The organism is Frigoribacterium sp. CFBP 13605, assembly GCF_014839405.1.
Taxonomy (GTDB): Bacteria; Actinomycetota; Actinomycetes; order Actinomycetales; family Microbacteriaceae; genus Frigoribacterium.
On record NZ_JACYNS010000031.1, the window covers coordinates 1 to 26,504 of the forward strand.

Genomic DNA, 26,504 nt, shown 5'->3' on the forward strand with positions numbered 1-26,504 from the left:
CGCGACGGGTGCAGGAGGCGCGGTGCGGGCCACCGATGCCCGTCGCGTCGACTGCAGCGCGGCCTCGGCCCGCGCGGCCTCGCGCAGGGCGTCGTGCTGGGCCGACCGGAGGGACTCGACCGAGCGACGGGAGTCCCGCTGCAGCTCGGCCGCCGCGTCGTCGGCCGACGCGGCGTCCACCGAGGCGTCGGGGACGGGGCGCTGGCGGCCGCGCCGCAGGTAGAGGGGCTTCGGGACGGGCACGGGGGTCCACAGGCGCGACTCGGCCGAGGCCTGCTCGTCGCGGATGACGACGCCGTCGCCCATGACGCCGGAGAAGTCCTTGAGCGGCTGCGCCACGGGGGCGACGACCGCCCGGCGGGCGCGCGCCCGCGACACGGCGGCGAGCTGGGTCAGCATCGCGACCGCGCCGGCACCGAAGACGAGGCCGGCGACGACGAGCACCCACGACGACGTCAGGCCCGCGGCGACGCCGCCGACGACGGCGACGACGCTGACGGCGAGCACCACGGTCGAGACCAGGCGTGAGCGCCGGAGCCGACGGGCGGCGAGGGCCGGGTCGCGGTCGGCGGCACGCAACACGGGGGCGGCCGCGGCGAGTTCGCGGGTGACGGCACGCTGCCGCGCCGCCTCGTGCGCACGCCTCAGGGCCTCGCGCCGCGCCTCCTCGTGTCGCAGGATCTTCTGCGCGTCGGCGACCGAGCGGGCGTTCGCCTCGATGCGCACCTCGTCGGGGACCTCGGCCGTCTGGGCGAGGATGCGCAGGGTCTGCTGCAGCCGCACGGCGTTGCGTTCGGTCGCGAGGTACTCGCGTCGGCGCTGCCAGGTGGGCACGAGGTAGACGAGCCAGAGCGCGGCGACGAGAGCGAGGACGACGCCTCCACCCCACGACTCGATGTTCATGGTGACCAAGGTATGAGCGGGCGGGCCCCGGAGGCCGCTGATCGACAGGTGTGTCCGCGTGTCGCGGCACGGATGTGCCTCGCGACCCGACGAGCGCCCCCGGGGGCGGAGTCGCTAGAGCGGCAGCGCGCGCCCGGCCTCGGCGAGGGCGTCGGCGGGCACGCTGCCCTGCCCGACCGGCACGGTGCCCGTGGTCCAGCGACGCAGGACGCCCTCGGGGACCTCTTCGGCGACCAGCGCGAAGCAGAAGTGGTCGCGCCACGAACCGTTGATGTGGATGTACCGCCGCCGCAGGCCCTCGTAGCGGAAGCCCAGTTTCTCGACGACGCGCAGGCTGGGGGCGTTCTCGGGCCGGATGCAGATCTCCATGCGGTGGAGCCCCAGTGCCCGGAAGCAGTGGTCGGTCGCGAGGGCCACCGCGATCGGCGTCGCGTTGTGGCCCGCCGCCGCCTGGGTCACCCAGTAGCCGATGGTGGCCGAGCCGAGCGAGCCGTAGGCGATGCCCGAGACGTTCAGCTGGCCGACGAACCGGCCGTCGAGCTCGATCGCGAACGGCAGACCGAGCCCGGCCCGGGCGTTCGTCTGCAACGAGCGGATGCTGCCGCGCACGTCGTGGCTGGTGAAGCCGTTCGGGTTGGTGGCCTCCCACTGCCGCAGCCACGACCGGTTCTCCATCAGGGCCTGGTCGAGGTCGCGGGTGTCACGGAGACGGAGGGGGCGGATGGTCACCGCCCCCTCCGTCAGCGTGGGGATGTTCGTCACGGAACGAGTCGCCTGCTTACTTCTCGAGCCCGGCGGTGAACTCTTGCAGCCACGGGCGCAGCTCGCCACCGATGTCCTCGCGGTCGGACGCGAGCTGGACGATGGCCTTGATGTAGTCGAGCTTGTCGCCGGTGTCGTACCGACGGCCACGGAAGACGACGCCGTACACGCCGCCGGTCCACTCTTCGGCACCGGCCATCTTCATGAGGGCGTCGGTCAGCTGGATCTCGCCACCCTTGCCCGGCTCCTGCTTCTCGAGGACGTCGAAGACCTCGGGGCGGATGACGTAGCGGCCGATGATGGCCAGGTTCGAGGGCGACTCGCCCTGGGCCGGCTTCTCGACGAGGCCGGTGACCTTGACGACGTCGTCCTCGTCGGTCTTCTCGACCGTGGCGATGCCGTAGAGGTGGGTCTGCGAGGGGTCGACCTCGAGGAGGGCGATGACGGTGGCGTTCTTCTGCCCCTGCACCTCGACCATGCGCGTCAGCAGCGGGTCGCGTGCGTCGATGATGTCGTCACCGAGCAGCACGGCGAACGGCTCGCGACCGACGTGCATCTTGGCGCGGAGCACCGCGTGGCCGAGGCCGAGCGGGTCGCCCTGGCGCACGTAGTGCATGTCGGCGAGGTCGGTCGACTGGTTGACCTTGGCGAGCTTGTCGTGGTCGCCCTTCTTCTTCAGCGTCTCCTCGAGCTCGCTGACGTGGTCGAAGTGGTTCTCGAGCGCGTTCTTGTTGCGTCCCGTGATCATCAGCACGTCGGTGAGGCCGGCGTTGACGGCCTCCTCGACGACGTACTGGATCGCCGGCTTGTCGACGACCGGCAGCATCTCCTTCGGCATTGCTTTCGTGGCGGGCAGGAATCGTGTCCCCAGGCCCGCGGCGGGAATGACTGCTTTAGAAATCGTGAAGCCCATGCGGGTCAGCGTATCCATCCCCGACGTTTCGCGGAGGTTAATAGTCGGACGGTTAAGCTCGTCGTCATGACTGACGACGTCGGCAACGCCAAACGCGCCCTGCGAGCCGAGATCCGCCAGAAGCGTCGCACCCTGGGTGCGCACGAGAGGGACCAGGCCACCGAGGGCATCACGCGGCACCTCACCGACCTCGCGACGGGCCTGTCGGTGCGCTCGATCGCGGCCTACCTGTCGACCGACGTCGAGCCGAACACGCGTCCGTTCCTGAACTGGGCCTTCGCGAACGGCGTCCGCGTGCTGTTCCCGATCACGCGGGCCGACGGCCTGCTCGACTGGGCGGTGGGTGACGGCGAGAGCGAGACCCGGGGCCTCTTCGACCTGCCCGAGCCCGTCGGCGAGGTGCTCAGCCCGATGGCGGTCAACGACGTCGACCTGATCGTCGTGCCCGCGGCGTCCATCGACCACGGCGGCATGCGCATGGGCTGGGGCCGGGGCTACTTCGACAAGACCCTCGGCTCGATGGAGCGTCGTCCGCCCGTCTATGCTGTGGTGTTCGACCCCGAGTACGTCGAGTCGGTGCCCCGAGAGCGGCACGACCAACCCGTCGACGGCGTCGTCACCCCCTCCGGCATCCACGAGTTCTAGACTCGCCTTCCTTCAGGAGCGCCTCCGTGCCCACCTACTCGTACCGCTGCACCGAGTGCGACAACGCCTTCGACATCGTCCAGTCGTTCACCGACGACACCCTGACGGTCTGCCCGGTCTGCCAGGGCAAGCTCCGCAAGGTGTTCAGCCCCGTCGGCGTGACCTTCAACGGGTCGGGCTTCTACCGCACCGACTCGCGTTCGAAGGGCACGTCGGGCTCGGGCTCGTCGGGCGGCTCCGGCGAGAAGGGATCGTCGTCCGGCTCGTCCGACAAGAGCTCAGGAGGCGCGAGCGGCTCGTCCTCGTCGGGCGCCTCGGGCAGCGGGTCGGGTTCGTCCTCGTCCGGCAGCGGCTCGTCGGGCTCCGGCTCGTCCGGCTCCGGCTCGTCGGGCTCGAGCTCGTCCGGTTCGAGCTCGTCGGGCGGCTCGTCCAGCTCGTCCTGACCGGCCGCGGCGACCGGCGGGGCCACCCGAGCGCGCCTCCGTGGTTTGCTTGACGTCGAGAATCTCATCTCGTCCGATCAGAAGGAGTCGCCCGTGAAGGGTTTCAAAGAGTTCATCCTGCGCGGCAACGTCATCGACCTCGCCGTCGCGGTCGTCATCGGTGCGGCCTTCACCGCCATCGTGACGTCGCTCGTGACCAACGTGTTCAACCCGCTGATCGGGGCCGCGTTCAACGCGACCATGCTCGACGAGGCGCTCATCGTCACGATCCCGACGCTCGCCGGCGGCGAGGCCCAGCTGAAGTTCGGCGCCGTCATCGGGTCCGCGATCCAGTTCCTGATCATCGCGGCCGTCGTCTACTTCGTGCTCGTGCTGCCGGTCAACAACCTGCTCAAGCGCACCTTCGCCAAGCAGAAGGCGGAGGAGACCCCCGCCGACGTCCCGCCGACGGACGTCGAACTGCTCAGCGAGATCCGCGACCTGCTGCGTGCGCAGGCCGCACCCGCCGTCGGCGGCGGCTCCCACGCCGCGCCCGTGCTCGAGTCGCGCGACCCCCACAGCGAGAACGGTCCGCTCGGGAGCCGCTGACGCCCCGGCGGCTCTCCCGGGCTCCGCCCGCCCGTGAACCCCGAATGCGACGATGAACCCCCCGGGATCGGGGTTCATCGTCGCATTCGTGGTTCATGCCGACGTCAGGCGTGCGTCGCCGCCCGGGGCCGACTCAGCCCCAGTGCGGCGGGACGTCGGCACGCAGTCGCTGGTCGTTCTCGCTCGACCCCTGCCGAGCGGATTCGGGAGCGGGCGTCGGGTCGCTGCCCGGCACCGGGTCGGTGCTGACGCGACGCCCGGACCGCCGACGCACCACCAGGGGGCTCGACTCGGCCGCCTCGAGGGCGTGAGGGGCGTCGCCCTCGGACGCCGCGCCTCCTGCGGTCATCGACGGTTGACGTGCTGGCTGGCCGACAGGGCCGGCACCTCGTGCGTGTGCGAGTCACCGATGCCGAGCACCTCGGCGACGCGTTCGGCGACGGCGTCGGGATCGGTGAAGAGCTGGAACGCGTGCACGCGGATGTAGTGCCAGCCGAGCCGCCGCAGCACCTCGGGACGCGAGCGCAGCGACTCGCGCAGGCTGGTGCGCGAAAGCGTCGTGTCGGTCTCGATCGTGACGCACACGCCGTCGTGGGCGGCGACGAGACCGAGCTTGCCCCGGTGCCCGAGAGCGACGGGGATGCCCTTGACCTCGAGCCGGCGGGCCAGGTCGACGAGCATGGGCTCGCTGTCGTCGGGGACGTGCTCGGCCGACGTCCTTGCCTGCACCTCGGTGAGGATCTCGCTGAGCGCGACCGTTCCGTGGCCCATGCGACTCGAGTCGATGTCACCCGGCTGGAAGCAGGTGACGATGACCATCGAGCGACGCGCACGCGTCATGGCCACGGCCAGCAGGCGCTCACCACCCGGCTGGCCGAGCGGCCCGAAGTCGCTGAGCACGCGGCCGTGCGGGGTGCGGCCGTAGCCGATCGAGAACACGACGTGGTCGCGGCTCTGCGCGACGCTCTGCTCGAGGGTGGCGATCATGAACGGCTCGCTGCGGTCGCCCACGACGAACTCGGTCAGGTCCTTGTGCCCCGAGACGGCGGTCAGCACGGCCTGCTGGACGCGGATGGCGTGCTTGGCCGACGCCGTCAAGACCATGAGCGACTCGCTCGGCCGCGTGCGGGCGTGTTCGAGGACGAGGGACACGACGCGGTCGACCTCGGCGTCGACGCTCTCGACGGCGCCGGACTCGGGATCGGGGACGGCGGTGCCGCCCGAGACGTAGTCGAGCGCGATGCTGCCGTGGCCGAGGAAGCTGCCCGCCCAGGGGAGGGACTCGATGCGACCGCCGTAGAAACGACGGTTGACGAGTTCGGCGAGGTCTTCTCCGCCGGCACGGTAGCTGCGCGTGAGGGAGAGCGTGGGCAGCAGGGTCGCGAGGCGCGCCAGGGCGCTCTCGGAGTGCGACGCGGCCAGGGCCTCTTCGTCCGCGTCGACGGGCGGCTTGCCCGGCACGACGCCGATGTCGAACTCGGAGGGGGTCTGGGTCACGGGGTCGCCGAACGCGACCGTCTGCTTGCCCCGACGGATCGCCCCGACGTTCTCGGCCAGGGTCGTGGCCCCGGCGTCGACGAGCACGACCGTGTCGAACGGCACGGTGTCGGCGATGGTGTGGACCTCGTACGGCGACGCGACCCAGACGGGAGCGATGGCGCGCGACAGGTGCGGGGCCGCGTCGTGCAGCAGGCGAGCGGTCAGGTGGCCCTGACGCAGCAGACCCTTGAGCGCCGACGCCTCGTCGGGCCAGTCCACCAACCCGATCTTCCAGTTCTCGGCCAGGAGCCACGCGAGCAACTGGGCGCTGCCCGCGGCGTGGGCCTCGTCGACGAGGCGGAAGTCGGCCTCGAGTCGGTCGAGCATCGCGGTGTTGGCGCCGAGCAGGGCGCGGTCGGCCTCGAGCAACGACTCGAGCGCCGAGCGCCACCAGGCGAGCTCGAGTTCGGCCGCGACCTGGTGCTCCGGCACGTGGCGGTTGGCCAGGTCGGTGATCAGCGGGGTCAGTTCGAGGTCGCGCAGGGTCGTCATGAGCTCGGTGCGCTCTTGGAGGTTCTGCAGGACGTCGCTCTCGGCGGCGAGGGCCTCGAGTCGTTGCTGCAACTCGACGATGCCGATCTCGGTGAGCCCGTCGTCACCCTTGAGGCCGAGGGGGCCGTCGAGCCGCTCGAGGTCTTGCGACACCTGCTGGTGCAGCACGTGCGCGTCGGCGATGCCCGTCGGCACCTCGGGCGGGGTGCCCGCCGACACGTAGCGCTGCCAGACGACGCGTTGCTGCTGGATGCGCTGCAGCGCACCGTGCAGGTCGGCGATGTGGACGCCGGGTCGCACGTACTCGCGGGCGAGCTTCTTGAGCCGACGGCGGTTGGCGCTCGACATGTCGGGTGCCTCGCGCTTCGGCGCCGTCGCGGCGACGAGCTCGGCGACCGAGCGGTCGAACACGACGGGCATGAACTTGTCGAGGGTGTCGCGGATCTCGGTGAGCAGGCGCAGGTAGACGCCGAGCTCGGCGACGCTCTCGAACGGGCGCATGCGCGTGCTGCCGATCACCTCTTCGGCGCGCTCGAGCAGACGCGGCAGGTCGCGGTGGTGGAGGTTCTTGGCGAGCTGGTGCGCGTCACCGGCCCCGACGCTCTCGGTGAAGCGCGCGCCGTACCAGGGCGAGTCGCCCGGGCCGTACTTGAACTCGCCCAGGTTGGCGGCACCGACCATCGTCTCGGCGACGCGGCCACGACCGTCGACCATGGCGGCGATGCTGCGTCGGCTGAGGCGGGCGGTGGTCGCCGGGGCCGAGGGCAGCAGGGCCAGCCGCGAGAGCTCGGTGAGGCAGTCGAGCACCGAGACGCCGAGTTCGGGGTCCCGGCGGCTGAGGGCGCCGCGGTAGTCGACGAGCACCTTGCGGAGGCGCACGAGGGCGTCGTCGACCTCACCCATCTGCGGGTGGGTGGCCTTCTCGTTGCGGGAGATCGACCGGATCACGTCACGACGCAGCGTGGTCGGGCTGACGGCGACGCCCGGCAGGCCGACCTCGGCCAGACGGCTGGTGATGCCGCGCAGGGTCGCCCGGCGGGCGCTGACCACGAGGACGCGCTTGTTCTGCGACACGAGACGACCGACGGCGTTGACGATGGTCTGCGTGCCACCGGTGCCCGGCAGGGTCTTGACGACGACCGAGTTGCCGGCGGCGATCTGGGCCACGACGTTCTCTTGCTCGGGATCGGCGTCGAGCAGCAGGGTGTCGGTCTCGGGGCTGCGCTCGTCCTGGGGCGTGGCGGTGGTCGGGCGGTAGGCCTCTTCGACCTGACGGATGGCCATCGGGTTGCCGGCGAGCGCATCGAGCACCGGGTGCCCCAGCTCGCGGGCGTCGAGGGCCATCTCGGTCGAGACCTCGGTGAAGGTCGAGACGACCAGGCGCGGCTGCACCGTGAACCACTCGAGGTGGGCGGTCAGCCCACGGAGCCGGTCGATGACCGGGTTGGGCGTGAACGACCCCTCTCGGCTGGCGAGGGAGACGAAGGACTCGGCGTCGAGCGTGATGCCGAACTGGTCGTGCAGCGCGTCGACCAACGCCGGGTTGAGGAAGGGCTCGCCGAGCAGCTTGACCTCGAAGTCACGCCCGTGGCGACGGATCGCCAACGGCCGCAGCAACACGGGCGCCCGGAAGTCTTCTCCGGCGAACGACCAGGCGGCGACGCCGATGGCCAGGTGGACGGCGTCGATGCCGCGGACCGTGCTCAGCTCGAGCCCCTTGGCGGCGATCTCACCGGCCGCGGCACGGGCCGTGCGCAGGGCGAGGTCGTCGCGGATCAGGCTGGAGAGCAGGGTCGTCTTGCCCGTGATGAACTGCGCGAGACCACCGGGGTGGGTCGTGCTCAGCTCGATGCGGGACCGCTGCGAGTCGCCGAAGTGCAGCAGCGTGGAGGGGCCGCCCACCCGGCGGAGGGACTCGCGCCAGGTGTTCCAGACGGGCTCGGCCACGTTGCCCAGGGACTGACCCGGGTGCCCGAGGCTGACGGCGTGGGGTGTGATCACGCCCGTGGGCGCGCCGGTCGGGACGGCGACGGAGTCGTTCTCGTCGTCGTCGTTGTCATGCTGTCTGTCGGCTCGCCACACCCTGACACCTTAAGCGGTCCGCCTCGACAACTCCCGGAGGACGGGCGGTTCCGCCGCGAGTCGCCGTGGGGCGCCACCCCGGCGGCGGCGGACGCATCGGCGACACCTGATGCCCATCGACGGTCGTGTTACACCATCCGTCAACATGCGCGACATGATCGGTTACGTGAGTTGTCGTCATAACCGTGCGCTCGTACGTCACCGTACAGTACGGTCATCACGGGGGCTATTCAATGAGCCGACACGACACCGTGTCTCGACACCAGGAGCGCACATGCCTTTCGAACAGAAGTACAGCGACGAGACGCGAGAGAAGTCGCTCGCCCGGGTGCTCGAGCGTCGCGAGGCCGAGCCGGGCAACCGGTCGATCATCCGCGAGACGGCGTCCGAGTTCGAGGTCGGCGAGCAGTCCCTGCGCGGTTGGATCCGAGCCCACGAGCGGGCGACCGCCCCCACGCCGGCACCCGACGACGCGGTCGAGAGGGAACTCGACGTCACCTCGGACGACGACGAGCCCGCCCCGTCGACCACCGCGGCCCCGCGCCGAGGGCGCCCCCCGGGCTCGGGGTCGGCCGCCACGGCCGAACGCGTCGCCGAGCTCGAGGCGGAGGTCGCCAAGCTGCGCCGCGACCGCGAGGCCCTGAAGGGCGCCATGGCGGTCCTGCTGGCCGACTGACCTAGCACCCGAGACCCGCGGCCACCGCCCGGGACGACGAGAGCGCCCGACCCCGCGACTGCCATCCGGGGTCGGGCGCTCTCGTGTGCTCGGCGCGCGACCGAGACGGACCGGTGCGGCCGCCCGGTCTCGGAGGGGGGACGAGACTCGCGGGCGGCCGCACCGACTCACACAGTGTGACAGTTGGAATGTCAAATGTCAAGTGGTCGCCAGGTGGCCGACCCGCGGGAGGCGCCACCCGACTCCGCGACGCGCGTGGCCTCCCGCCCGGGGTGCGGCCCTATGCTGTCGCCACGCAGAGCGCGTGCACCACTTCGTGCAAGGGGACCCCCATGGCAGGCACCTTCGTCGTCACCCAGGACGCCTCGGGCGAGTACCGCTTCGCCCTCACCACCGGCAACGGCGTGGTCATCGCCTCCTCCGAGGGCCATCGCCAGAAGGGCGCGGCGATGAACGCGATCGACGACCTGCGTCGAACCGCCGTCGACGCGGTGGTCGACGACCGGACGAGCGTGCCCGAACCGGGTCACGCCGACTGACGGACCGCGCCCCGGCGACCCCGGTCGCGACTCAGTCGGGGCGGTCGCCGGTGGCGACGGGTCGCGCGGGGTCGTTCGACCAGGCGCTCCACGACCCGGCGAAGAGCACGGGGTCGAACCCGGCGATCGTCGCGGCCAGGGCGTTGTGGGCCGCCGTGATGCCCGACCCGCAGTAGACGGCCACCGGCGTCGCCGGAGTGACCCCCGCCTCCTCGAACCGGGTCCGCAGCGCGGCGGCGTCGACGAAGCGGCCCGACGGGTCGAGGTTGCCCGCCGTGGGCAGGTTGACGGCACCCGGGACGTGACCGGCCCGCGGGTCGACCGGTTCGACGTCGCCGCGGTAGCGCTCGGCGGCCCGGCTGTCGACCAGCACGCCCGTGGTGGGCCACGAGGCCGCCGCGTCGGCGTCGATCACGGGCCACGGATCGTCGCCGAGGGTGACGTCGCCGGGCACCACGTCGGCATCGCCCTGTTCGACGGGCAGGCCCGCGTCGGTCCAGGCCGTGAGCCCGCCGTCGAGCAGACGCACGTCGGCGACGCCCGAGGCCCGCAACAGCCACCACGCGCGGGCCGCGGACTGCCCGCCGAGGTCGTCGTACACGACGACGGCGTCCCCGTCGCGGAGTCCCCAGCGTCGGGCGGCGGCCTGCAGGTCGGCCCGGTCGGGCAGCGGATGACGCCCCTCGACGGGTTCACCGTGACGGGCGAGCTCGGAGTCGAGGTCGACGTAGACGGCGCCGGGCAGGTGCCCCTCGCGGAAGGCGGGGCGGCCGTCCGGCCGGTCGAGCCGCCACCGGACGTCGAGCAGGCGCACGACTCCCCCGCCCGTCAGGGTGGCGTCGAGCTCGGCGGCGGTCACGAGGGGATGGCTCATGCCGACGAGGCTAACCGGCGTCCCACAGGTGAGGACTTCTCGACGTCGAGGGACCGCGCCGACGGTGACCGTCCGGTCCCCTAGTTTGAGCCCATGACCGACCACATCGTCCTCGCCGGAGCCAGCGGCTTCATCGGGCAGCACCTCGCGGCAGCGTTCCGCGCCGAGGGTGCCCGCGTCAGCCTGATCGGCCGCCACGGGCCCGACGCGTCGTGGGGTGACACCGCCGGCATCACCGCCCTCCTCGAGGGCGCCGACCTGCTCGTCAACCTCGCGGGGAAGAGCGTGAACTGCCGCTACGGCCCGGAGAACCGCGCCGAGATCGTGCGCTCGCGCGTCGAGACCACGCGCGAACTGAAGGAGGCGGTGCTCGCGTGCACCGCGCCTCCTCGGGTCTGGATGAACTCGTCGACGGCGACGATCTACCGCCACGCCGAGGACCGCCCGATGACCGAGTCGGACGGCGAGATCGGGTCGGGGTTCTCGGTCGACGTGGCCACCGCGTGGGAGGCCGAGTTCTTCTCGGGCGAGCTGCCCGCCACGCGCCGCGTCGCCCTGCGCATGGCCATCGTGCTGGGCGACGGCAGCGCGCTCGTCCCCCTGATGAACCTGGTGCGGGCGGGCCTCGGCGGGCCGCAGTTCGACGGCCCGTGGCCGGCCACCCGGGCGCGGCTCGCGGCCGGCACGTACCACCACGAGGGTCGCGGCGGTGGACGGCAGAAGTTCAGCTGGATCCACGTCGACGACGTGCTCGGGGCGATCCGGTTCGCCCGTGAGGACTCGTCCGTCGAGGGCCCGCTCAACCTGTCGTCCCCGAACCCGAGCGACAACCGCACCGTGATGCGCACCCTCCGTCGCGTGCTGGGCGTGCCGTTCGGCCTGCCGGCCTGGCGGTGGATGCTCGAGCTCGGCACGGCCGTGCTCCGCACCGAGACCGAGCTCGTGCTCAAGAGCCGGTGGGTGCTGCCCGAGCGCCTCGTCGACGGCGGGTACGAGTTCGTCCACCCGCACCTCGACGAGGCCCTGAAGAGCATCGTCGCCGGGAGGCGCGGCGCGGCCTGAGTGCCCCTGGTGCGACCAGGCCGAGGACGGCGGCCGCCGCGCGGGTGCCGGTCAGCGGAGGACGGAGCTGAGCAGCAGGCTGGTCTCGCTGTTGACGACGCCCTCGACGCTGCGGATGCGGGCGAGCACGCGGTCGAACTCGCCGAGCGACGACGTGCGCAGCTCGGCGACGAGGTCCCAGCCGCCGTTCGTCGTGTGGAGCGACGCCACCTCGGGGAACCCGCGCAGCTGCCGGATGACGTGGTCGGTCGACCGCCCCTCGATCTCGATGAAGCCGATCGCACGGATGAGGTCGGGATCGTCGGCCTCGCGCACCCGCACGGTGTAGCCGAGCACCGTTCCCGACGCCTCGAGCCGGTCGAGCCGTGAGGTGATGGTCGCTCGCGTCACGCCCAACCGCCGCGCGAGGCTCGCCGCCGACTCGCGCGCGTCGACCCGCAGGGCCGCCAGGAGGCGCCGGTCGAGTTCGTCGAGATCCGCCATGGATCGAAACGTACAGCACGACCGCGCACAACGGGTGATCGAGCGTGCGGAATGGCGCTCGTTGGTGATTGTGGCTGCACATCGCCCAGTCCTAACGTGGTGCCACCCGGACGCGACGACCGAACCGGGCCGAGCAGGAGGAGGTCGCCGTGGTGCGCTTCGTGGACGTGCAGAACATGATCCGATGGGTCACCGACCGCGGGGTCGGCCCGATCACCAGCGGCATGGTGACCGCCCTCGAACGCGACTTCGCCCGGTGGCCCGCCTTCGACAAGTCGCCCCGCGTCGCCTCCCACAGCCCCATCGGTGTCATCGAGCTGATGCCGGCCAGCGACAGCGAGACCTACGGCTTCAAGTACGTCAACGGCCACCCGTCGAACCCGGGCCGCGGCTACCAGACCGTCACCGCGTTCGGCGTGCTCGCCGACGTCGACACGGGCTACCCGACCTTCCTCGCCGAGATGACGATCCTCACCGCGCTGCGGACCGCCGCCACGAGCGCGATGGCCGCCAAGCGTCTCGCTCGGGCCGACTCGCGCGTGCTCGCCCTGATCGGCGCCGGCTCGCAGGCCGAGTTCCAGGCCCTCGCGATGCGCTCGACCCTCGGGCTCGACACGGTCCGCGTGTTCGACGTCGACCCCGGCGCCACGGCGAAGTTCGTCCGCAACCTCGAGCCGCTCGGCTTCGACATCACGGTCTGCGCGAGCCCCGGTGAGGCGGCCGACGGCGCCGACGTGATCACGACCTGCACGGCCGACAAGCAGAACGCGGTCGTCCTGCCCGACGAGGCCGTCCGCCCCGGCGTCCACGTCAACGCGATCGGCGGCGACTGCCCGGGCAAGACCGAGCTCGACCCCGCGACGCTGCGCCGGGCCGACGTCTTCGTCGAGTACCCCGAGCAGACCCGCGTCGAGGGCGAGATCCAGCACCAGCCGGCCGACTTCGCCGTCACCGAGCTGTGGCAGGTCGTCGCCGGGCAGCGCCCCGGGCGCACGAGCGACGAGCAGATCACGATCTTCGACTCGGTCGGCTTCGCCATCGAGGACGTGTGCGCCCTGAAGTACCTCCGACAGGACGTCGTCGGCACCGACTACGCCGTCGAGATCGACCTCGTCGCCGACCCCGACGACCCGAAGGACCTGTTCGGCCTCGTCGCCGCCCGCCGACCCGTCGGCGCCTGAGTCCCCGACCGCCCCGGACCGCACCCACCGCAGAAGCCGCGCCGAGACCGTCGTGACGACCGTCGCTCCCCCGCCCCGCGCCTCCTCGTCCCCGGCGACCGCCGTGGTGACGCCGCCGGCGTCCCCCGCACTCCGCGCCTCCTCGCGCACCCGAAGCGCCGACGAGGAGGCGCGGACGGCCCTCCAGTCGCCCGCCGCGGTCGTGATGGTGCGGCCGCACCACTTCACGCCGAACCCGGAGACCGCGGCCGACAACGCGTTCCAGACCGACCCGGCCGAGGTCGACGCGACCCGGGCCCAGCTCGCGGCGCGCGCGTTCGACGAGGTGACCCGGGCGGCCGAGGCACTGCGCGCGGCGGGCGTCACGGTGCACCTCGTCGACGACGAGCGGACCGACCGGCCCGACGGGGTGTTCCCGAACAACTGGTTCTCGACCCACGACGACGGCCGGGTGGTGCTCTACCCGATGCACTCGCCCAACCGTCGGGGTGAGCGACGCACGGACGTCGTCGACCTGCTGCGCGAGCGGTACCGCGTCACCGAGGTGCTCGACCGGTCCCCGCTCGAACGGCGCGGGATCGTCGTCGAGGGCACCGGGGCGCTCGTCCTCGACCACGTCGGGCGCGTCGCCTACGTCACGCTCTCGCACCGGGCCGAACGGGCTGCCGTCGCCCTGGTCTGCTCCGACCTCGGCTACGAGCCCTTGACCTTCACCGCGACCGACGCGACGGGCGTGCCGATCTACCACACGAACGTCATGATGAGCGTGGCGTCGCGGTTCGCCCTGGTCGGCCTCGAGTCGATCGCGTCCCCGAGCGAACGGAGGCGCGTGGTCGAGCGCCTGTCGGCCTCCGGACGCGAGGTGGTCGCCCTGACCCGCGCCCAGCTCGGCGAGTTCGCGGGCAACGCGCTCGAACTGGCGGGGGCCGACGGGCCCGTGCTGGCGATCTCGGCACGAGGATGGGCGTCCCTCACCCCGTCGCAACGCCGCACCGTATGGCGGCACGCACGGCCACTGCCGCTCGAGGTGCCGACGATCGAGCTCGCCGGCGGGTCCGTGCGCTGCATGCTCGCCGGGGTGCACCTGCCGCCCCGGTCGTAGCCGGGGCGCCTCCTGCCTCGGTGCCGGCCGGGGCGTCGGCCGCCCCGGTGATGCGGGTGCGGGCCTTGCACGCACTGCAGCTTCTCAGCACTGTCACGGTCGCTTGAGGGCACGCCCCCAGCGGACCCCCACGTACCGTCGTCTCAGGAGCCTTTCCGCTCGTCACGAGCCTTCTCCGCTGTCCGGCCGTTCGCGCCGCTCAGCCCGACCCGCCTCATCAGCCCGACCCACCCGGAGCATCCCCGTGGACGTCTCACTGACCACCTGGCTCATCACGATCGCCGTCACCATCGCGTTCTTCGTGTTCGAGTTCTTCACCCACGTGCGCAAGCCGCACGAGCCGACGATCGGCGAGTCCGCCCGCTGGTCGGCGTTCTACATCGGCCTCGCGCTGCTGTTCGGCGTCGGCATCGGCTTCGTGAGCGGCTGGGGCTTCGGCGGCGAGTACTTCGCCGGCTACCTCACCGAGAAGGCGTTGTCGATCGACAACCTGTTCGTCTTCCTGCTGATCATGACCGGGTTCGCCGTGCCGCGCATGTACCAGCAGAAGGTGCTGATGATCGGCATCGTCATCGCGCTCATCATGCGTGCGGGCTTCATCGCCGCCGGCGCCGCGCTGATCGAGAACTTCTCGTGGGTCTTCTACCTCTTCGGCGCCCTGCTCTTCGTGCTGGCCTACCAGCAGATCAAGGGCGACCACGGCGGCAACGCGGCCGACAACGCCTTCGTCAAGATCGCCCGCCGCGTCCTGCCCGTCGACGACGAGTTCCACGAGGACAAGTTCACCGTCAAGAAGGGCGGCAAGCGCTTCGTGACGCCGCTGCTGCTCTGCGTGATCGCGATCGGCTTCGTCGACCTGGTGTTCGCCCTCGACTCGATCCCCGCCATCTACGGCCTGACCAACGAGGCGTACATCGTCTTCACGGCCAACGCCTTCGCTCTGATGGGTCTGCGCCAGCTCTACTTCTTGATCGGCGGGCTGCTCGAGCGCCTCGTGTACCTGTCGCAGGGCCTCGCCATCATCCTCGCGTTCATCGGCGTGAAGCTCGTCTTCCACGCCCTTCACGTCAACGAGGTGCCGTTCATCAACGGCGGCGAACCGTTGCTGTGGGTGCCCGAGATCCCGATCTGGTTCTCGCTGCTCTTCATCGGCGCGACCATCACCGTGGCCACGATCGCCAGCCTCGCCAAGACCCGCGGCGACGCCCAGAAGGCCAAGCGCGACGAGGTCGACGGCGAGAAGGTCACGGTCGCCAAGGACTCGGACGACCCCACCCGCCGCTAGGCGCCCGCCCGCACTGCACCGCGTTTCGTGCACCGCACCACGACCAGTCGGGGTGCGGTGCACGAAACGCGGTGTGGTGCGTCACGAGCGCGCGGCACCAGGTCGCCGCGCCGCGACTTGGTCCGTCGACGGCCGTGCGCGAAGATCGGGTGTTCTCCCGCGGTCGTCGAGGGGGACCGCCTGAGAGGGGTTCTCCGTGGTCGCCGATCGACATGCCGGCTGAGACGCTCGGGCTGCTGCTCGGCCGGTGGTCCGTCACGCGCGAGATCGACGACCACCGTACCGGCGAGCACGCCCGGTTCGACGGGACGGCCACGATCGAGGAGGCGCGGGCGGGCTCCGACCTCGTGGCGACGTACGACGAGGCCGGCGTGCTGGTCGTGGCCGACCGGCGGACACCCGCCAACCGGCGGCTCGGCTACGCGGCCCGGGGTGACGGGTCGCTCGACGTGCGCTTTGTCGACGGCCGGCACTTCGTCGACCTCGACCTGCGGTCGGGGGCCTGGGAGGCGCACCACCCGTGCGCCCCGGACAGCTACCTGGTCGAGACCCTCGTGCTCTCGCCGACGTCGTTCGAGGAGCGGTGGACGGTGCGCGGGCCGGCGAAGTCGTACGACGCGCTCACGACGTACGAGCGCGTCGCCGGGCATCCCGCCACGAAGTGAACAACCCGCCACACGTTTGCGTGGCGGGTTGTTTCCTTCGTGGCGGGGTGGAGGGTCGGCGCGGCCGGAGGCGCGGCGACGCGGCGCGGCGCGGCGGTGCCGGACTAGAGCTTGGCGGCGAGCTCGGCGTCGGTCGGCTCGACCAGGTGGCTGCCGTCGGGGAAGACCACGACGGGGATCTGCGTGCGACCGCTGACGGCGTAGGCACGGTCGGCACCGTCGGCGACGGCCTCGAGGTCGACGTAGTCGTAGGCCACGCCCTCGCGGTCGAGCAGCGCCTTCGAGCGACGGCAGTCACGGCACCACTCGGCGCCGAACATCAGGATGCGGTCGGGGGCGGTGTCGGTGCTCATGGCGACCAGGGTACGCGCGGTGACGGGACGCGGGCACGCCACCCGCGCCTCCTCGTCCCCGACCGGTCTCGAGATCCGGTCCGGGAATCCGGTCGGACGCCGGATCGCCGCCCGGTTCGCTCGCCGCGAGCGAACGTCGTTCGGTTTCTCGTTCGGGGGCCTTGCGAGCCCCCGGGGGTGGCATGTCACACTGGATGAGCGCCCTCGTCGTGGAGTGGCAATCCCCCCAATCCACCCGCCAGCAGCATGGCCCGCGACGAGTGTGCTGCATCGTGCAGACCGGGGTCGACCACGAGTCGGCCGCCGACGTCCACGATGCCCCCGACGAGATGATCGTCGTGCGCACGCGCCCCGGGCCCGGAGGCATTCCCGTGACCGACACCCTTCAGCGCCCGCCCCAGACCTCGAGCACGCCCGCCGTGCGCACGCCCGCCGCCGCACCTCCCCCGCGCTCGTCGTCGACGCACCCGCGCGACACCCTCCCCACGCCCCAGCCGCACCGCCTGACCCCCTCGGGCGTCGTCGGCATCGCCGTGCTCGGCCTCGCGACGTTCTTCGCGATCACCACCGAACTGAGCCCGGTCGGCCTCCTCTCGACCATGAGCACCGACCTCGGCGTCAGCGAGGCGCGCATGGGCGTCGTCGTCACGGTGTACGCCGTGGCCGTCGCCGCGTTGGCCCTGCCCCTCACCTGGGCCACCGCACGCTTCCCCCGCAAGGCCGTGCTCGTCACGACCCTGGTCGGCTACACGGCCTCGAACCTGATGGTCGCGCTCGCCCCGAGCTTCGGCGTGCTGCTGACCGGTCGCGTGGTCGGTGGCATCGCGCACGCCCTGTTCTTCTCGGTGGCCTCGGCCTACGCGACGCGCATCGTGCCGCCGCGCCTGGCGGGCCGCGCCATCGCCTTCGTCTACTCGGGCAGCTCGCTGGGCTTCGTCGTCGGCGTGCCGCTCGCGACGACGGTCGGCGACCAGCTCGGCTGGCGTCCCGCCGTGGGCGCGGTCGCCGTCGCCACCGCGGTGCTGGCCGTCGTGGCCGCGCTGTTCCTGCCGCACGTCCAGGGCGAGTCGTCGCCGCACGTCGGCTCGGTCCGCTCGTGGGCACGCTCGGGGCTGCTCGCCGTGGTCGTGGCCGACCTCATGCTCTTCGCCGGCCACTACGTCGTCTACACGTTCATCGGCCCGTACCTGACCGGGGCCGGCCTCGGCGAGGACCTCGTCGGCGGCGCCCTGCTCGTGCTCGGCGGCACGGGCGTGGTCGGCCTGCTCGCGGCCGGCGCGTTCGTCGACCGGGCACCCCGGCAGACGCTGATCGTCGCGGTCGCGGTGATGATCGGCGCCCTGGCCGCCCTGCCGTTCGTGCACGGTTCGCTCGTCGGCACGTTCGTCGTCGCGGGGCTGTGGATGGCCGCCAACGGCACGACCGGGACGCTCTTCATGGCGGCCGCGATCCGCACCGGCGGGGTCAGCCCCGACATCGCGGGCGCGCTGATCAACGCCGGCTCGAACGTCGGCATCGCCGCCGGTGCCGCGATCGGCGGGCAGGTCTACGGCATGTCGGGCCTCGCCACGGTGCCGTTCGCCGCCGCGGCCATCGTCGCGATCAGCCTCGTCGTGATCGTGGCGGGCCGACGCGGGTTCCCGCTGACCGGTCACGCGCAGGCGACCCTGTCGACCTCGTCGCTCGTGGTCATCACCTCGTCGGTGGCGGTCGTCACGACGTCGATCCCGACCGTGGGCCAGGGCCGCGGCGGGCGGCGCCCCCGCCGGTAGGACGCAGGAGGCGCGGGTCGCGTCCTCGGCACCGCCATCCGCCCCTTTGTACCCCGATGTCCCCCACAAGGCGGACGAAATCACCCCTGCCCTGGGGACTCCACTCGACAAACGAGAAGCTTTATTGTCGAAGCATCCACTTCCGTGGAGCCCCCGTACCCGTGGGGGCGACACGCGGGCACCTGAACCCCCGCGTGTCGAGCAGGACCGACGTCCGACCGGATCCGACCCGGCCGGACGCCCCCACCCGAGGACACCCCCATGTCGCTTCTCCGCGCCTCCGTGCGCCCCCGTCGTCGCGCCCTCTCGTTCGCGGCCTTCGCCACCGCCTCCCTGCTGGCGGCCGTCGCCGTGACCCAGGCCGTCTCGCCGGCGCCGGCCCAGGCCGCCGCAGCGCTCTCGTGCGACCAGAACACGATCTACGCGACGGCCGGTCAGGGCCAGTTCGTCGCCATCAACGTCGCGGCCAACACGGTGTCCGACGTGATCGCGGGGACGGCGAACCCGTTCTCACCGGCCAACAACGGCCTCGGCGTCGGGCGGAACGGCCTCGACGCCTACGCCTTCACCAACGGCGCGGCCAACAACTCGAACGGCAACACGCTCGCGCGCTACGACTCGGCGGCCGGGGCCGTCACGACGGTCGCCAACGCGAACCCGTCGGGCGCACCCGCCTCGACCCTGCGGGGCGCCGTCAACCCGGTGACCGGGATCTACTACTACGCGACCGGTGGCGACCCGTCGACGATCTCGGCGTACGACCCGAAGACCGGGGACAAGATCGGCGTCGTCGGCCGCATCCCCGGCCTGCAGGCCGGCAACGGCGACTTCGCCTTCAGCACGCAGGGGCTGCTCTTCGTCGTGGCGAGCAACGCGGTCTACCGACTGAACGACGAGACGATCCCGACCACGGCCGGCACCACCTCCCTCGCCGCCACCAAGCTGACCGATCTGCCCACGGGCACCAACAGCCCCGGCATCGCCTTCTCGTCCGACGGCTACCTGTACGTCTCGTCGGGCATGCAGATCATCAAGCTCGACTCGAGCTCGGGTACCGAGGTCAGCCGCATGACGACCCCGGCCATCAGCAACGTCACCTCGTACTCCGACCTCGCGAGCTGCAACTACGCCAACACCCTGACGGGCAAGGCGGACGTCACGGGCCGCTGGAAGTCCGGCGACCAGTTCGCCCTCAAGGTCGACGGCGGCAACCTCTCGTCGCCGTCCACCGCGACGACCTCCGGCACCGCGAACGGAGTCCAGGCCCAGAAGGCCGGCGCCGCGCTCGCGATCCCGGCCCGGACGTACACCGTCTCGCAGACGGCGGGCAACAGCTCGACGCGCCTCGCCGACTACTCGACGACGTACCGCTGCGCGAACGTCACCGACGACGCGACCGTCGCGTCGGGCTCGGGCAACACCGCGCAGTTCACCTTCCCGGCCGCGACCAGCGCCGACGGCACGGACGTCGTGTGCACCTTCGCGAACACCGTTGCGGCGATCTCGGCCGCAGCCTCCGACGACACCGGGACCACCGCCTCCGGAACCTCGCTGAGGGTCGGCGCGCCCGGCGTCCTCGCCGACGACGCGGGCACCGACCTGACCGTGACGTCGAACACGCAGCCGGCGCACGGGCAGGCCACCGTCGCTGCCGACGGCTCGTACGTCTACACGCCCGCGACGGGCTTCTCGGGCACCGACACCTTCCAGTACACGACGACCGACGGAGGCGGTGGCACGTCGACCTCGACGGTCACGATCACCGTCACCCCGGTGAGCAGCGACGACGTCGCGACCGCCCGTGCCGGCCAGGCCCTCGTGGTCGACGCGGCCTCGGGCGTCCTGGCGAACGACTCGGGCACCGGTCTGACCGCCGCCGTGGCGACCGGACCCTCTCACGGCTCCCTCGTGCTCGGTCGTGACGGCTCGTACCGCTACGTCCCGGCCGACGGGTTCTCGGGCACCGACACCTTCACCTACACGGCCACGGACTCCGAGGGCGCGAGCACCACGAGCACGGTGACCGTCACCGTGCTGCCCACCGCCGTCGACGACACGGCGAGCGCGGTCGCGGGCACCCCGACGACCATCGCCGGAAGCGCCCTGACCGCGAACGACGACGGCACCGGCCTGAAGGTCACCGCCGCCTCGACGCCGGGTCACGGCACCGCGTCGGTGACCCCCGCGGGCGACGTGCTCTACACGCCGGCCGACGACTTCTCGGGCACCGACACCGTCGACTACACCGTCAGCGACGGCACGGGCGGCACCGACACCGGCACGGTCACCGTGACCGTCGCGCCGCGCGCCTCGGCCGACACCGCCGACGCCGTCGCGGGCTCGGCCCTCGACGTGCCCGCCGGGCGTGGACTGCTCGGCAACGACGGGGGCACCGGTCCCCTCGAAGCCACCCTCGCCACCGCCCCGACCACCGGCACCGTCGTCGTCAACCCCGACGGCTCGTACGTCTACACGCCGGCGAAGGGCTTCTCGGGCACCGACGTCTTCACCTACACGCTGACCGACGCGAACGGCGTCACGAGCACCGGGACCGTCACGGTCGCCGTCGCCCCGAAGGCCGTCGACGACGCCATCACCGTCGTGGCGGGCGGAAACGCCCACGTCGACGGACCCGGCGTGCTCGGCAACGACCTCGGCACCGGCCTCGGCGCCGCCATCGTGACCGGCCCGCAGCACGGCAGCGCGACGATCGCGCCGAACGGCGAGTTCGACCACACGCCCACGCCCGGCTTCTCGGGTACCGACACCATGACCTACCAGGTCACCGATGCCGCGGGTCGCACCTCGACCGCGACGGTGACGATCACCGTGAAGCCGGTGGCCGTCGACGACGCGGCGACCACGCCGAACGGCACCACGGTGACCACGCCCGCCTCGGCCGGACTGCTCGCCAACGACCTCGGCACCGGGCTGCGCGTGACCGACCACGGCACGCCCGCCCACGGCACCGTGACGGTCGACGCCGACGGCAGCTGGAGCTACACGCCGGACGCCGGCACCTCGGGCACCGACTCGTTCGAGTACCAGGTGACGGACGCCGCGGGGCAGACCGCGACGGCTCGCGCCTGGGTCGTCGTCGGCGACCTGGCCATGGCCGACCAGGGCACCGCGACCGCCGGTCGCGACCTGACCGTGTCGGCGAAGGACGGCCTCCTCTCCAACGACCGCGGCACCGGCCTGGCGGCCACGCTCGACGGGACCCCGCACCACGGCGACGTGACCGTCGCGACGGACGGCTCGTACGTCTACGCCCCGGCGAAGGGCTTCTCGGGCACCGACAGCTTCACCTACACCGTGACCGACGTCGAGGAGCAGACGAGCACGGGCATCGTGACGATCGTCGTCCTGCCCGACGCCGTCGACGACACGACCTCGACGACCGCCGGCACCACGGTCACGGTCACGGCCCCCGGCGTGCTCGGCAACGACCTCGGCACCGACCTGCGCGCCGAGATCGTCGACGCCCCGACCCACGGCACGGCCACGATCGCGGCCGGCGGCACCATCACCTACACGCCTGCCGACGGCTTCTCGGGCACCGATCAGCTGACCTACCGCGCCACCGATGCATCCGGCGGCTCGGACGTCGCGACGGTGACGATCCACGTCGGTCCGATCGTGGTCGACGACTCGCCCGTCGGTGGCACCGTGGCCGACCAGCCCCTCGTCGTGGACGCCGCGCACGGGGTCCTCTCGAACGACAAGGGCACCGACCTGACGGCGAAGGTCACCGACCAGCCGAAGGCCGGCACCGTGACCACGGGCCCCGACGGTTCGTACACGTACACGCCGAAGCCCGGCACCTCGGGCAAGGACACCTTCGGCTACGAGGTCACGGACGGCAAAGGACAGACCGGCACGGGCACCGTGACGATCGTCGTCAGCCCGAAGGCCGCCCCCGACGTCGCCTCGGTCGTCGCCGGTGACCGCGTCACCGTCGGCGCGCCGGGTGTGCTCGGCAACGACGTCGGAACGGGCCTGACGGTCACCACGGTGACCCCGGCCGCGCACGGCACCGTCACGATCGCGCCGGACGGCACGTTCGACTACACGCCGGCCCCGGGCTTCTCGGGCGACGACATCGTCGTCTACACGGTCACCGACCGGGACGGCGGCACCGCCACGGCGACGGTCACCGTCTCCGTGACGCCCCGCGCCCTCGACGACCGGTACTCGACGCCCGCCGCGACCACGCTCACCGTGCCGGCCCCCGGCTTGCTGATCGACGACCTCGGCACCGGCCTGACGGTGACGGGCGTCGACACCCCGGCGCACGGCACGATCGACACCCGGCCCAACGGGTCGTTCGTCTACACGCCGGTCCCTGGTTTCTCGGGCACCGACCGGGTCGGGTACACGGCGACCGACTCGGCCGGCCGGTCGGTGAAGGCCACGGCGACCATCGTCGTCGGTGCCCTGGCGCTCGACGACACGGGCAGCACCCGTGCCGGCACCCCGCTGACCGTCGACGCCCCGCACGGCGTGCTCTCGAACGACTCGGGCAGCTCGCTGACCGCGACGCTCGACGCCGCGCCCACGCGCGGCACGGTCGAGCTGGCTCGCGACGGCTCGTACGTCTACACGCCGAAGTCCGGTTTCTCGGGCACCGACGCCTTCACGTACACGGCGACCGACGGTGAGGGGCAGACCCGCACGGGGACCGTCACCATCACGGTGCTGCCGACCGCGGTCGACGACGCCGCCTCGACGCCGGCCGACACGACCCTGACCGTCGCCGCCCCGGGGGTGCTGGGCAACGACCTCGGCACCGGCCTGCGCGTCACCTCGACGGGTCTCGCGGCTCACGGCACGGCGACCATCGACCCCAGCGGCCGCCTGGTCTACACGCCGGACGCCGGGTTCTCGGGGAAGGACGCCGTGACCTACGCGGTGACCGACCGCGACGGCGGCACCGCGTCCGCCACGGTCACCCTCACCGTGGGCGTCAAGGCCGTGGCCGACTCGGGCAGGACGATCGCCGGCAAGCGGCTCGTCTCGGGCACGGTCGGCGGCGTGATGCGCAACGACGACGGATCGGCCCTCTGGGTCGCCCTGGCGTCCCCGCCGTCGCACGGCACGGTCACCCTCGACCGCGACGGTTCGTACGACTACCTGCCGGCCGCCGGCTTCGTCGGGGTCGACGCGTTCGACTACACCGCGACCGACGAGGCCGGGCAGACCGCCCGGGCGACCGTCGACATCACGGTGCTGGGCGCGGCCGTCGCGGTCGACGACGAGAAGCGCGGCACGACCGACCACGCGGTCGCCGTCGACGTCACGACGAACGACGCCCCCACCGAGGGTGCGACCTTCGACCGCGGCACCGTCGTGCTCGTCGACCCGGCCACCGGTGACGGGGTCAGCACGCTGACCGTGCCCGAGCAGGGCACCTGGACGGTCGTCGACGGAACCGTCGTCTTCACCCCCGCGAAGGGCTTCGACTCCAAGGCGTCGGTGCAGTACCGCGTGACCGACACGGCCGGCGAGACGGTCCAGGCGGTCGTCACGGTGTCGTTCCCGATGATCCTGTCGGCGACGCAGCTGGCCTTCACCGGCAGCGCGTCGGTGCTCGGCATCGCCGCCATGGCCCTGCTCGGGGTCGCGCTCGGCCTGGCGCTCTCGCGTCGCGGCCGTCGCGTGGTCGGCCCGATCCGAGGCCGTCGCCGGGCCGAGTAGCCCCCGACGCGCCGACGTCCCCGTCCGCCCGCCCCTCCTGCCGAGGGGGCGGGCGGCGGGGACGTCCGTCGCACGGCAACTGCCGCGGAACGCTCTCGGCGGCTCCGCAGCACGCGACCCCGCCGGGGGTGTCATCCGTCGGGAGGACGCGCCCGCGGCTCGATGCTGAGAGGGTCACGAGGAGGCGGACGGGTCGTCGTCGAGGGAGAGAGGGATCGTCGTGACATCACCGGGAAGGACGTCGGAGCCGCGGTCCTGGGCCTGGGCCCTGGGCTGGCTGAGCCTGTCCGGCCCGGTCCTGCTGGTCGCGGGCAACGCCCCCTCGCTGATCGGCACCCCACTCGTGCCCTGGGCGAGCATCCTGCTGGACCTCTGGGCGGTCGTGTCCGTGTTCTTCGGAGTCGCCGCCGTCGCCTTCGCCCGCGACGACGTCGAGTCGGCTCCTGACGACCGACCGCGCTTCGTCACGGCCGGGATGGCGCTCGGCCTTCTCGGGCTGGCGGTCAGCGGGTGTCTGCTGCTTCTCTGGCTGCTGACGCCCCTGCCCTTCTGACCCGTGAGCGAGCGCCGGCAGAGACGGCGTGATCGTCGTGGACGACAGCGCCGGCGCGTGCCGGCGGCCCGCACGCCAGGAGCACGCCCCGCCGACTCGCGACGGGCGTGAGCACGACTCGCGTCGGACACGCCGCAGGGACGCGAACGAGTGCGCCACGATCCTGCGCGGTCGGCGCAGGCGGTTCCACGATTCCGACCTCCACGTGAGTGGCTTACGAGAAAGTGCGTACCTGCCGACGACGGGGCTTCCTGCGATGCTGCGATCACCCGCCGACCACACGAGCAGGAGAACACATGACGAACGACCTGACCACGCGCAGCCCCTCCCGCCGCCTCGCCCGCGGCACGGCCGTCCTCGCCGGAGTCGCCCTCCTCACCGGACTCGGCGTCGCCACGCCGGCGGCCGCTGCTCCCGGGACCCCACCGAAGTCGACCGTGACGGCTGCCGCGGACCGGCGGGACAGCACCACCGAACACCGCAACGCCTGCGCCGTGCGGACGCTCCTCACCCAGACCTTCGCCGACCCGGACGGCACGTCCTCCCGCGAGCTCGCAGCCCGGCTCGTCTCCCCGACCGCGGTCGCGCACGGAGCAGGGACCGCCGCGGGGCCGGAGGGACTCCTCGCCCAGTTCGCGGCGGACCGCATCCGCGTTCCCGGTGCCCACGCCGTGATCAAACACGTCGCAGCCGACGGCGACCTCGTCGCGGTGCACTGGCAGATCACGCCGGACCCCGGCGACGAACGACGCGGTGACGCCGCCGTCGACCTGTTCCGCCTCGAGCACGGCCGGATCGTCGAGCACTGGTCACTCGAGCAGCCCGTTCCGACCGGCACACCGGCCAGCGGGAACACGAACTCGATGTTCAGCGACCTCTACCGGTCGGCGCGTCCGACCGCCGCGCCGTCCGAACGTCAGGAAGAACGCAATCGCGTCCTCGCGGTGTCGGCGTACGACACGCTGTTCCGGGACCACGACCCGTCGATCCTCGACCGCGCGTTCGACCCCGCGTACCTGCAGCACAACCCGGTGGCTCCGAACGGGACGGCAGCGCTGAAGCAGCTGTTCGGGAGCGGTGCGCAGTTCCCGGCGCAGCAATCCGTCATCTCGCTCTCGGACGGCGACATCGTCTGGACCTTCTCCCAGGCGGTCGGCGCGAAGCCCGGAGACCCGCTGCTCGCGGCCGACCTGTTCCGCGTCGACGGCGGCCTCATCCGCGAGCACTGGGACGTGGTCCCCACCGACTAGCCGCCGATGCGGCCTCGTGCACCGGACGTGCGGCGTCGATGCCAGGTGAGGGCCGTCGCCGCGAGCACGCCCCCCACGACGGCACCGATGGTGTTGGTGATCCAGTCACCCGTGTCGCAAGCTCGACCGATCACCACCACCAGTGCCTGGAGCAACTCGATGGCACCCGACAGTGCGACGGCGCCGAGAACTGCCACCACCGGTCGTCGCCAGAGCACCCCCGCGAAGAACGAGACCGGGACGAACAAGAGGACGTTCGCGGTCGACTCCACCGCAGTGGGCGAGAGGTACGGCAGGCCCGGGTTGCACGTGATGCCCGGGTAGGGCGCGCCATCCGGGTACAGCGTGAGCGCCAGGACCGCGAGCACTGCCAGGCCGAGGAGAACGCCGGTCGTCCGTCGGCGTCCCACGAGCCACAGTCCGGCGAACGGACCGACGACGACGACGCCGACCAGGACCGAGAAGGCGAGCCACGGCACCAGGGCGAGCACGGTCGAGAGCACGGACCGAGACTAGGACACGTCGGATCTGCTGAACGCGGCGGTGGAGGTCACGGCGGGGTAACGAAGTAGATGCGTTCCAATCCTTTTCGGGCCCGGTGGCGAACCCAGTACATCCCCACCGGGACCAACTGACAAGGAGCTT

Annotated in this window: 23 protein-coding genes; 14 read left to right on the top strand and 9 right to left on the bottom strand. The window is 72.1% G+C overall.

The features are described 5' to 3' along the window. The 3 genes from IFT36_RS08420 to galU form a co-directional block, all read right to left on the bottom strand. On the bottom strand, positions 1-903 hold a 903-nt coding region (locus IFT36_RS08420; protein WP_200412874.1), incomplete at its 3' end, for a hypothetical protein. A 114-nt stretch (positions 904-1,017) separates the two neighbouring features. After that, entirely contained in the window at positions 1,018-1,665 is a 648-nt protein-coding gene (locus IFT36_RS08425; RefSeq protein WP_056048986.1) for a GNAT family N-acetyltransferase, read from the bottom strand. 16 nt (positions 1,666-1,681) lie between these two features. After that, positions 1,682-2,596, bottom strand: a complete 915-nt coding sequence (gene galU / locus IFT36_RS08430) for a UTP--glucose-1-phosphate uridylyltransferase GalU (protein WP_369794403.1) — start codon at positions 2,594-2,596, stop codon at positions 1,682-1,684. Between the two features lie 48 nt (positions 2,597-2,644). Between galU and IFT36_RS08435 the strand changes: the two genes are divergently transcribed. From IFT36_RS08435 to mscL, 3 genes are all read left to right on the top strand, one after another. Further along, entirely contained in the window at positions 2,645-3,223 is a 579-nt protein-coding gene (locus IFT36_RS08435; protein WP_043596571.1) for a 5-formyltetrahydrofolate cyclo-ligase, read from the top strand. Between the two features lie 26 nt (positions 3,224-3,249). Next, on the top strand, positions 3,250-3,666 hold the full coding sequence (locus IFT36_RS08440; RefSeq protein WP_082460604.1) for an FmdB family zinc ribbon protein: 417 nt from the start codon (positions 3,250-3,252) through the stop codon (positions 3,664-3,666). A gap of 93 nt (positions 3,667-3,759) precedes the next feature. Continuing rightward, positions 3,760-4,254 carry a large conductance mechanosensitive channel protein MscL gene (gene mscL / locus IFT36_RS08445; RefSeq protein ID WP_056049319.1) on the top strand — a complete coding sequence of 165 codons (495 nt, stop codon included), beginning with the start codon at positions 3,760-3,762 and terminating at the stop codon, positions 4,252-4,254. A 133-nt stretch (positions 4,255-4,387) separates the two neighbouring features. On the opposite strand, the gene IFT36_RS08450 is transcribed toward mscL, so the two are convergent. Further along, positions 4,388-4,603 (bottom strand): hypothetical protein, encoded by a 216-nt coding sequence (locus IFT36_RS08450; protein ID WP_200412875.1) that lies wholly within the window; start codon positions 4,601-4,603, stop codon positions 4,388-4,390. Continuing rightward, on the bottom strand, positions 4,600-8,367 hold the full coding sequence (locus IFT36_RS08455; protein WP_200412876.1) for an AAA family ATPase: 3,768 nt from the start codon (positions 8,365-8,367) through the stop codon (positions 4,600-4,602). The genes IFT36_RS08450 and IFT36_RS08455 overlap by 4 nt, the downstream gene beginning before the upstream one ends. A gap of 274 nt (positions 8,368-8,641) precedes the next feature. Between IFT36_RS08455 and IFT36_RS08460 the strand changes: the two genes are divergently transcribed. Together IFT36_RS08460 and IFT36_RS08465 are read left to right on the top strand one after the other, a co-directional pair. Then, positions 8,642-9,043 (top strand): hypothetical protein, encoded by a 402-nt coding sequence (locus tag IFT36_RS08460; RefSeq protein ID WP_056049005.1) that lies wholly within the window; start codon positions 8,642-8,644, stop codon positions 9,041-9,043. A 332-nt stretch (positions 9,044-9,375) separates the two neighbouring features. After that, on the top strand, positions 9,376-9,582 hold the full coding sequence (locus IFT36_RS08465) for a YegP family protein (RefSeq protein ID WP_056049008.1): 207 nt from the start codon (positions 9,376-9,378) through the stop codon (positions 9,580-9,582). A gap of 31 nt (positions 9,583-9,613) precedes the next feature. Here IFT36_RS08465 and IFT36_RS08470 read toward each other — a convergent pair whose 3' ends face one another. Next, on the bottom strand, positions 9,614-10,456 hold the full coding sequence (locus tag IFT36_RS08470; protein WP_200412877.1) for a sulfurtransferase: 843 nt from the start codon (positions 10,454-10,456) through the stop codon (positions 9,614-9,616). Between the two features lie 93 nt (positions 10,457-10,549). Here IFT36_RS08470 and IFT36_RS08475 point away from each other — a divergent pair, with 93 nt between their 5' ends. Beyond that, a complete protein-coding gene (locus tag IFT36_RS08475) occupies positions 10,550-11,518 on the top strand; it encodes an epimerase (RefSeq protein WP_200412878.1) in 969 nt (322 codons plus the stop codon). 51 nt (positions 11,519-11,569) lie between these two features. On the opposite strand, the gene IFT36_RS08480 is transcribed toward IFT36_RS08475, so the two are convergent. Continuing rightward, a complete protein-coding gene (locus IFT36_RS08480; RefSeq protein WP_056049014.1) occupies positions 11,570-12,001 on the bottom strand; it encodes an Lrp/AsnC family transcriptional regulator in 432 nt (143 codons plus the stop codon). A gap of 149 nt (positions 12,002-12,150) precedes the next feature. Between IFT36_RS08480 and IFT36_RS08485 the strand changes: the two genes are divergently transcribed. The 4 genes from IFT36_RS08485 to IFT36_RS08500 all read left to right on the top strand — a co-directional run bounded on the left by IFT36_RS08485 (position 12,151) and on the right by IFT36_RS08500 (position 16,234). After that, complete coding sequence (locus tag IFT36_RS08485) at positions 12,151-13,182, top strand: ornithine cyclodeaminase (protein ID WP_173153009.1); 1,032 nt, start codon at positions 12,151-12,153, stop codon at positions 13,180-13,182. 52 nt (positions 13,183-13,234) lie between these two features. Continuing rightward, positions 13,235-14,284 carry a citrulline utilization hydrolase CtlX gene (gene ctlX / locus IFT36_RS08490; RefSeq protein WP_200412879.1) on the top strand — a complete coding sequence of 350 codons (1,050 nt, stop codon included), beginning with the start codon at positions 13,235-13,237 and terminating at the stop codon, positions 14,282-14,284. 244 nt (positions 14,285-14,528) lie between these two features. Then, the gene (locus tag IFT36_RS08495; RefSeq protein WP_200412880.1) at positions 14,529-15,569 is read left to right on the top strand and encodes a TerC family protein; all 1,041 of its coding nucleotides are present in this window, start codon (positions 14,529-14,531) and stop codon (positions 15,567-15,569) included. Between the two features lie 212 nt (positions 15,570-15,781). Beyond that, complete coding sequence (locus IFT36_RS08500; protein WP_200412881.1) at positions 15,782-16,234, top strand: DUF6314 family protein; 453 nt, start codon at positions 15,782-15,784, stop codon at positions 16,232-16,234. A 104-nt stretch (positions 16,235-16,338) separates the two neighbouring features. On the opposite strand, the gene IFT36_RS08505 is transcribed toward IFT36_RS08500, so the two are convergent. After that, positions 16,339-16,587, bottom strand: a complete 249-nt coding sequence (locus tag IFT36_RS08505; protein ID WP_043594734.1) for a glutaredoxin family protein — start codon at positions 16,585-16,587, stop codon at positions 16,339-16,341. A 272-nt stretch (positions 16,588-16,859) separates the two neighbouring features. Here IFT36_RS08505 and IFT36_RS08510 point away from each other — a divergent pair, with 272 nt between their 5' ends. The 4 genes from IFT36_RS08510 to IFT36_RS08525 all read left to right on the top strand — a co-directional run bounded on the left by IFT36_RS08510 (position 16,860) and on the right by IFT36_RS08525 (position 25,859). Beyond that, positions 16,860-18,359 (top strand): MFS transporter, encoded by a 1,500-nt coding sequence (locus IFT36_RS08510; RefSeq protein ID WP_200412882.1) that lies wholly within the window; start codon positions 16,860-16,862, stop codon positions 18,357-18,359. A gap of 261 nt (positions 18,360-18,620) precedes the next feature. Then, positions 18,621-24,056, top strand: a complete 5,436-nt coding sequence (locus IFT36_RS08515; protein ID WP_200412883.1) for a beta strand repeat-containing protein — start codon at positions 18,621-18,623, stop codon at positions 24,054-24,056. A 220-nt stretch (positions 24,057-24,276) separates the two neighbouring features. Beyond that, entirely contained in the window at positions 24,277-24,609 is a 333-nt protein-coding gene (locus tag IFT36_RS08520) for a hypothetical protein (RefSeq protein ID WP_148053709.1), read from the top strand. Between the two features lie 296 nt (positions 24,610-24,905). Continuing rightward, positions 24,906-25,859, top strand: a complete 954-nt coding sequence (locus IFT36_RS08525; protein WP_200412884.1) for a nuclear transport factor 2 family protein — start codon at positions 24,906-24,908, stop codon at positions 25,857-25,859. On the opposite strand, the gene IFT36_RS16890 is transcribed toward IFT36_RS08525, so the two are convergent. Next, the gene (locus IFT36_RS16890; protein ID WP_200412885.1) at positions 25,856-26,362 is read right to left on the bottom strand and encodes a VanZ family protein; all 507 of its coding nucleotides are present in this window, start codon (positions 26,360-26,362) and stop codon (positions 25,856-25,858) included. The genes IFT36_RS08525 and IFT36_RS16890 overlap by 4 nt on opposite strands. Between the last annotated feature and the right edge of the window lie 142 nt (positions 26,363-26,504).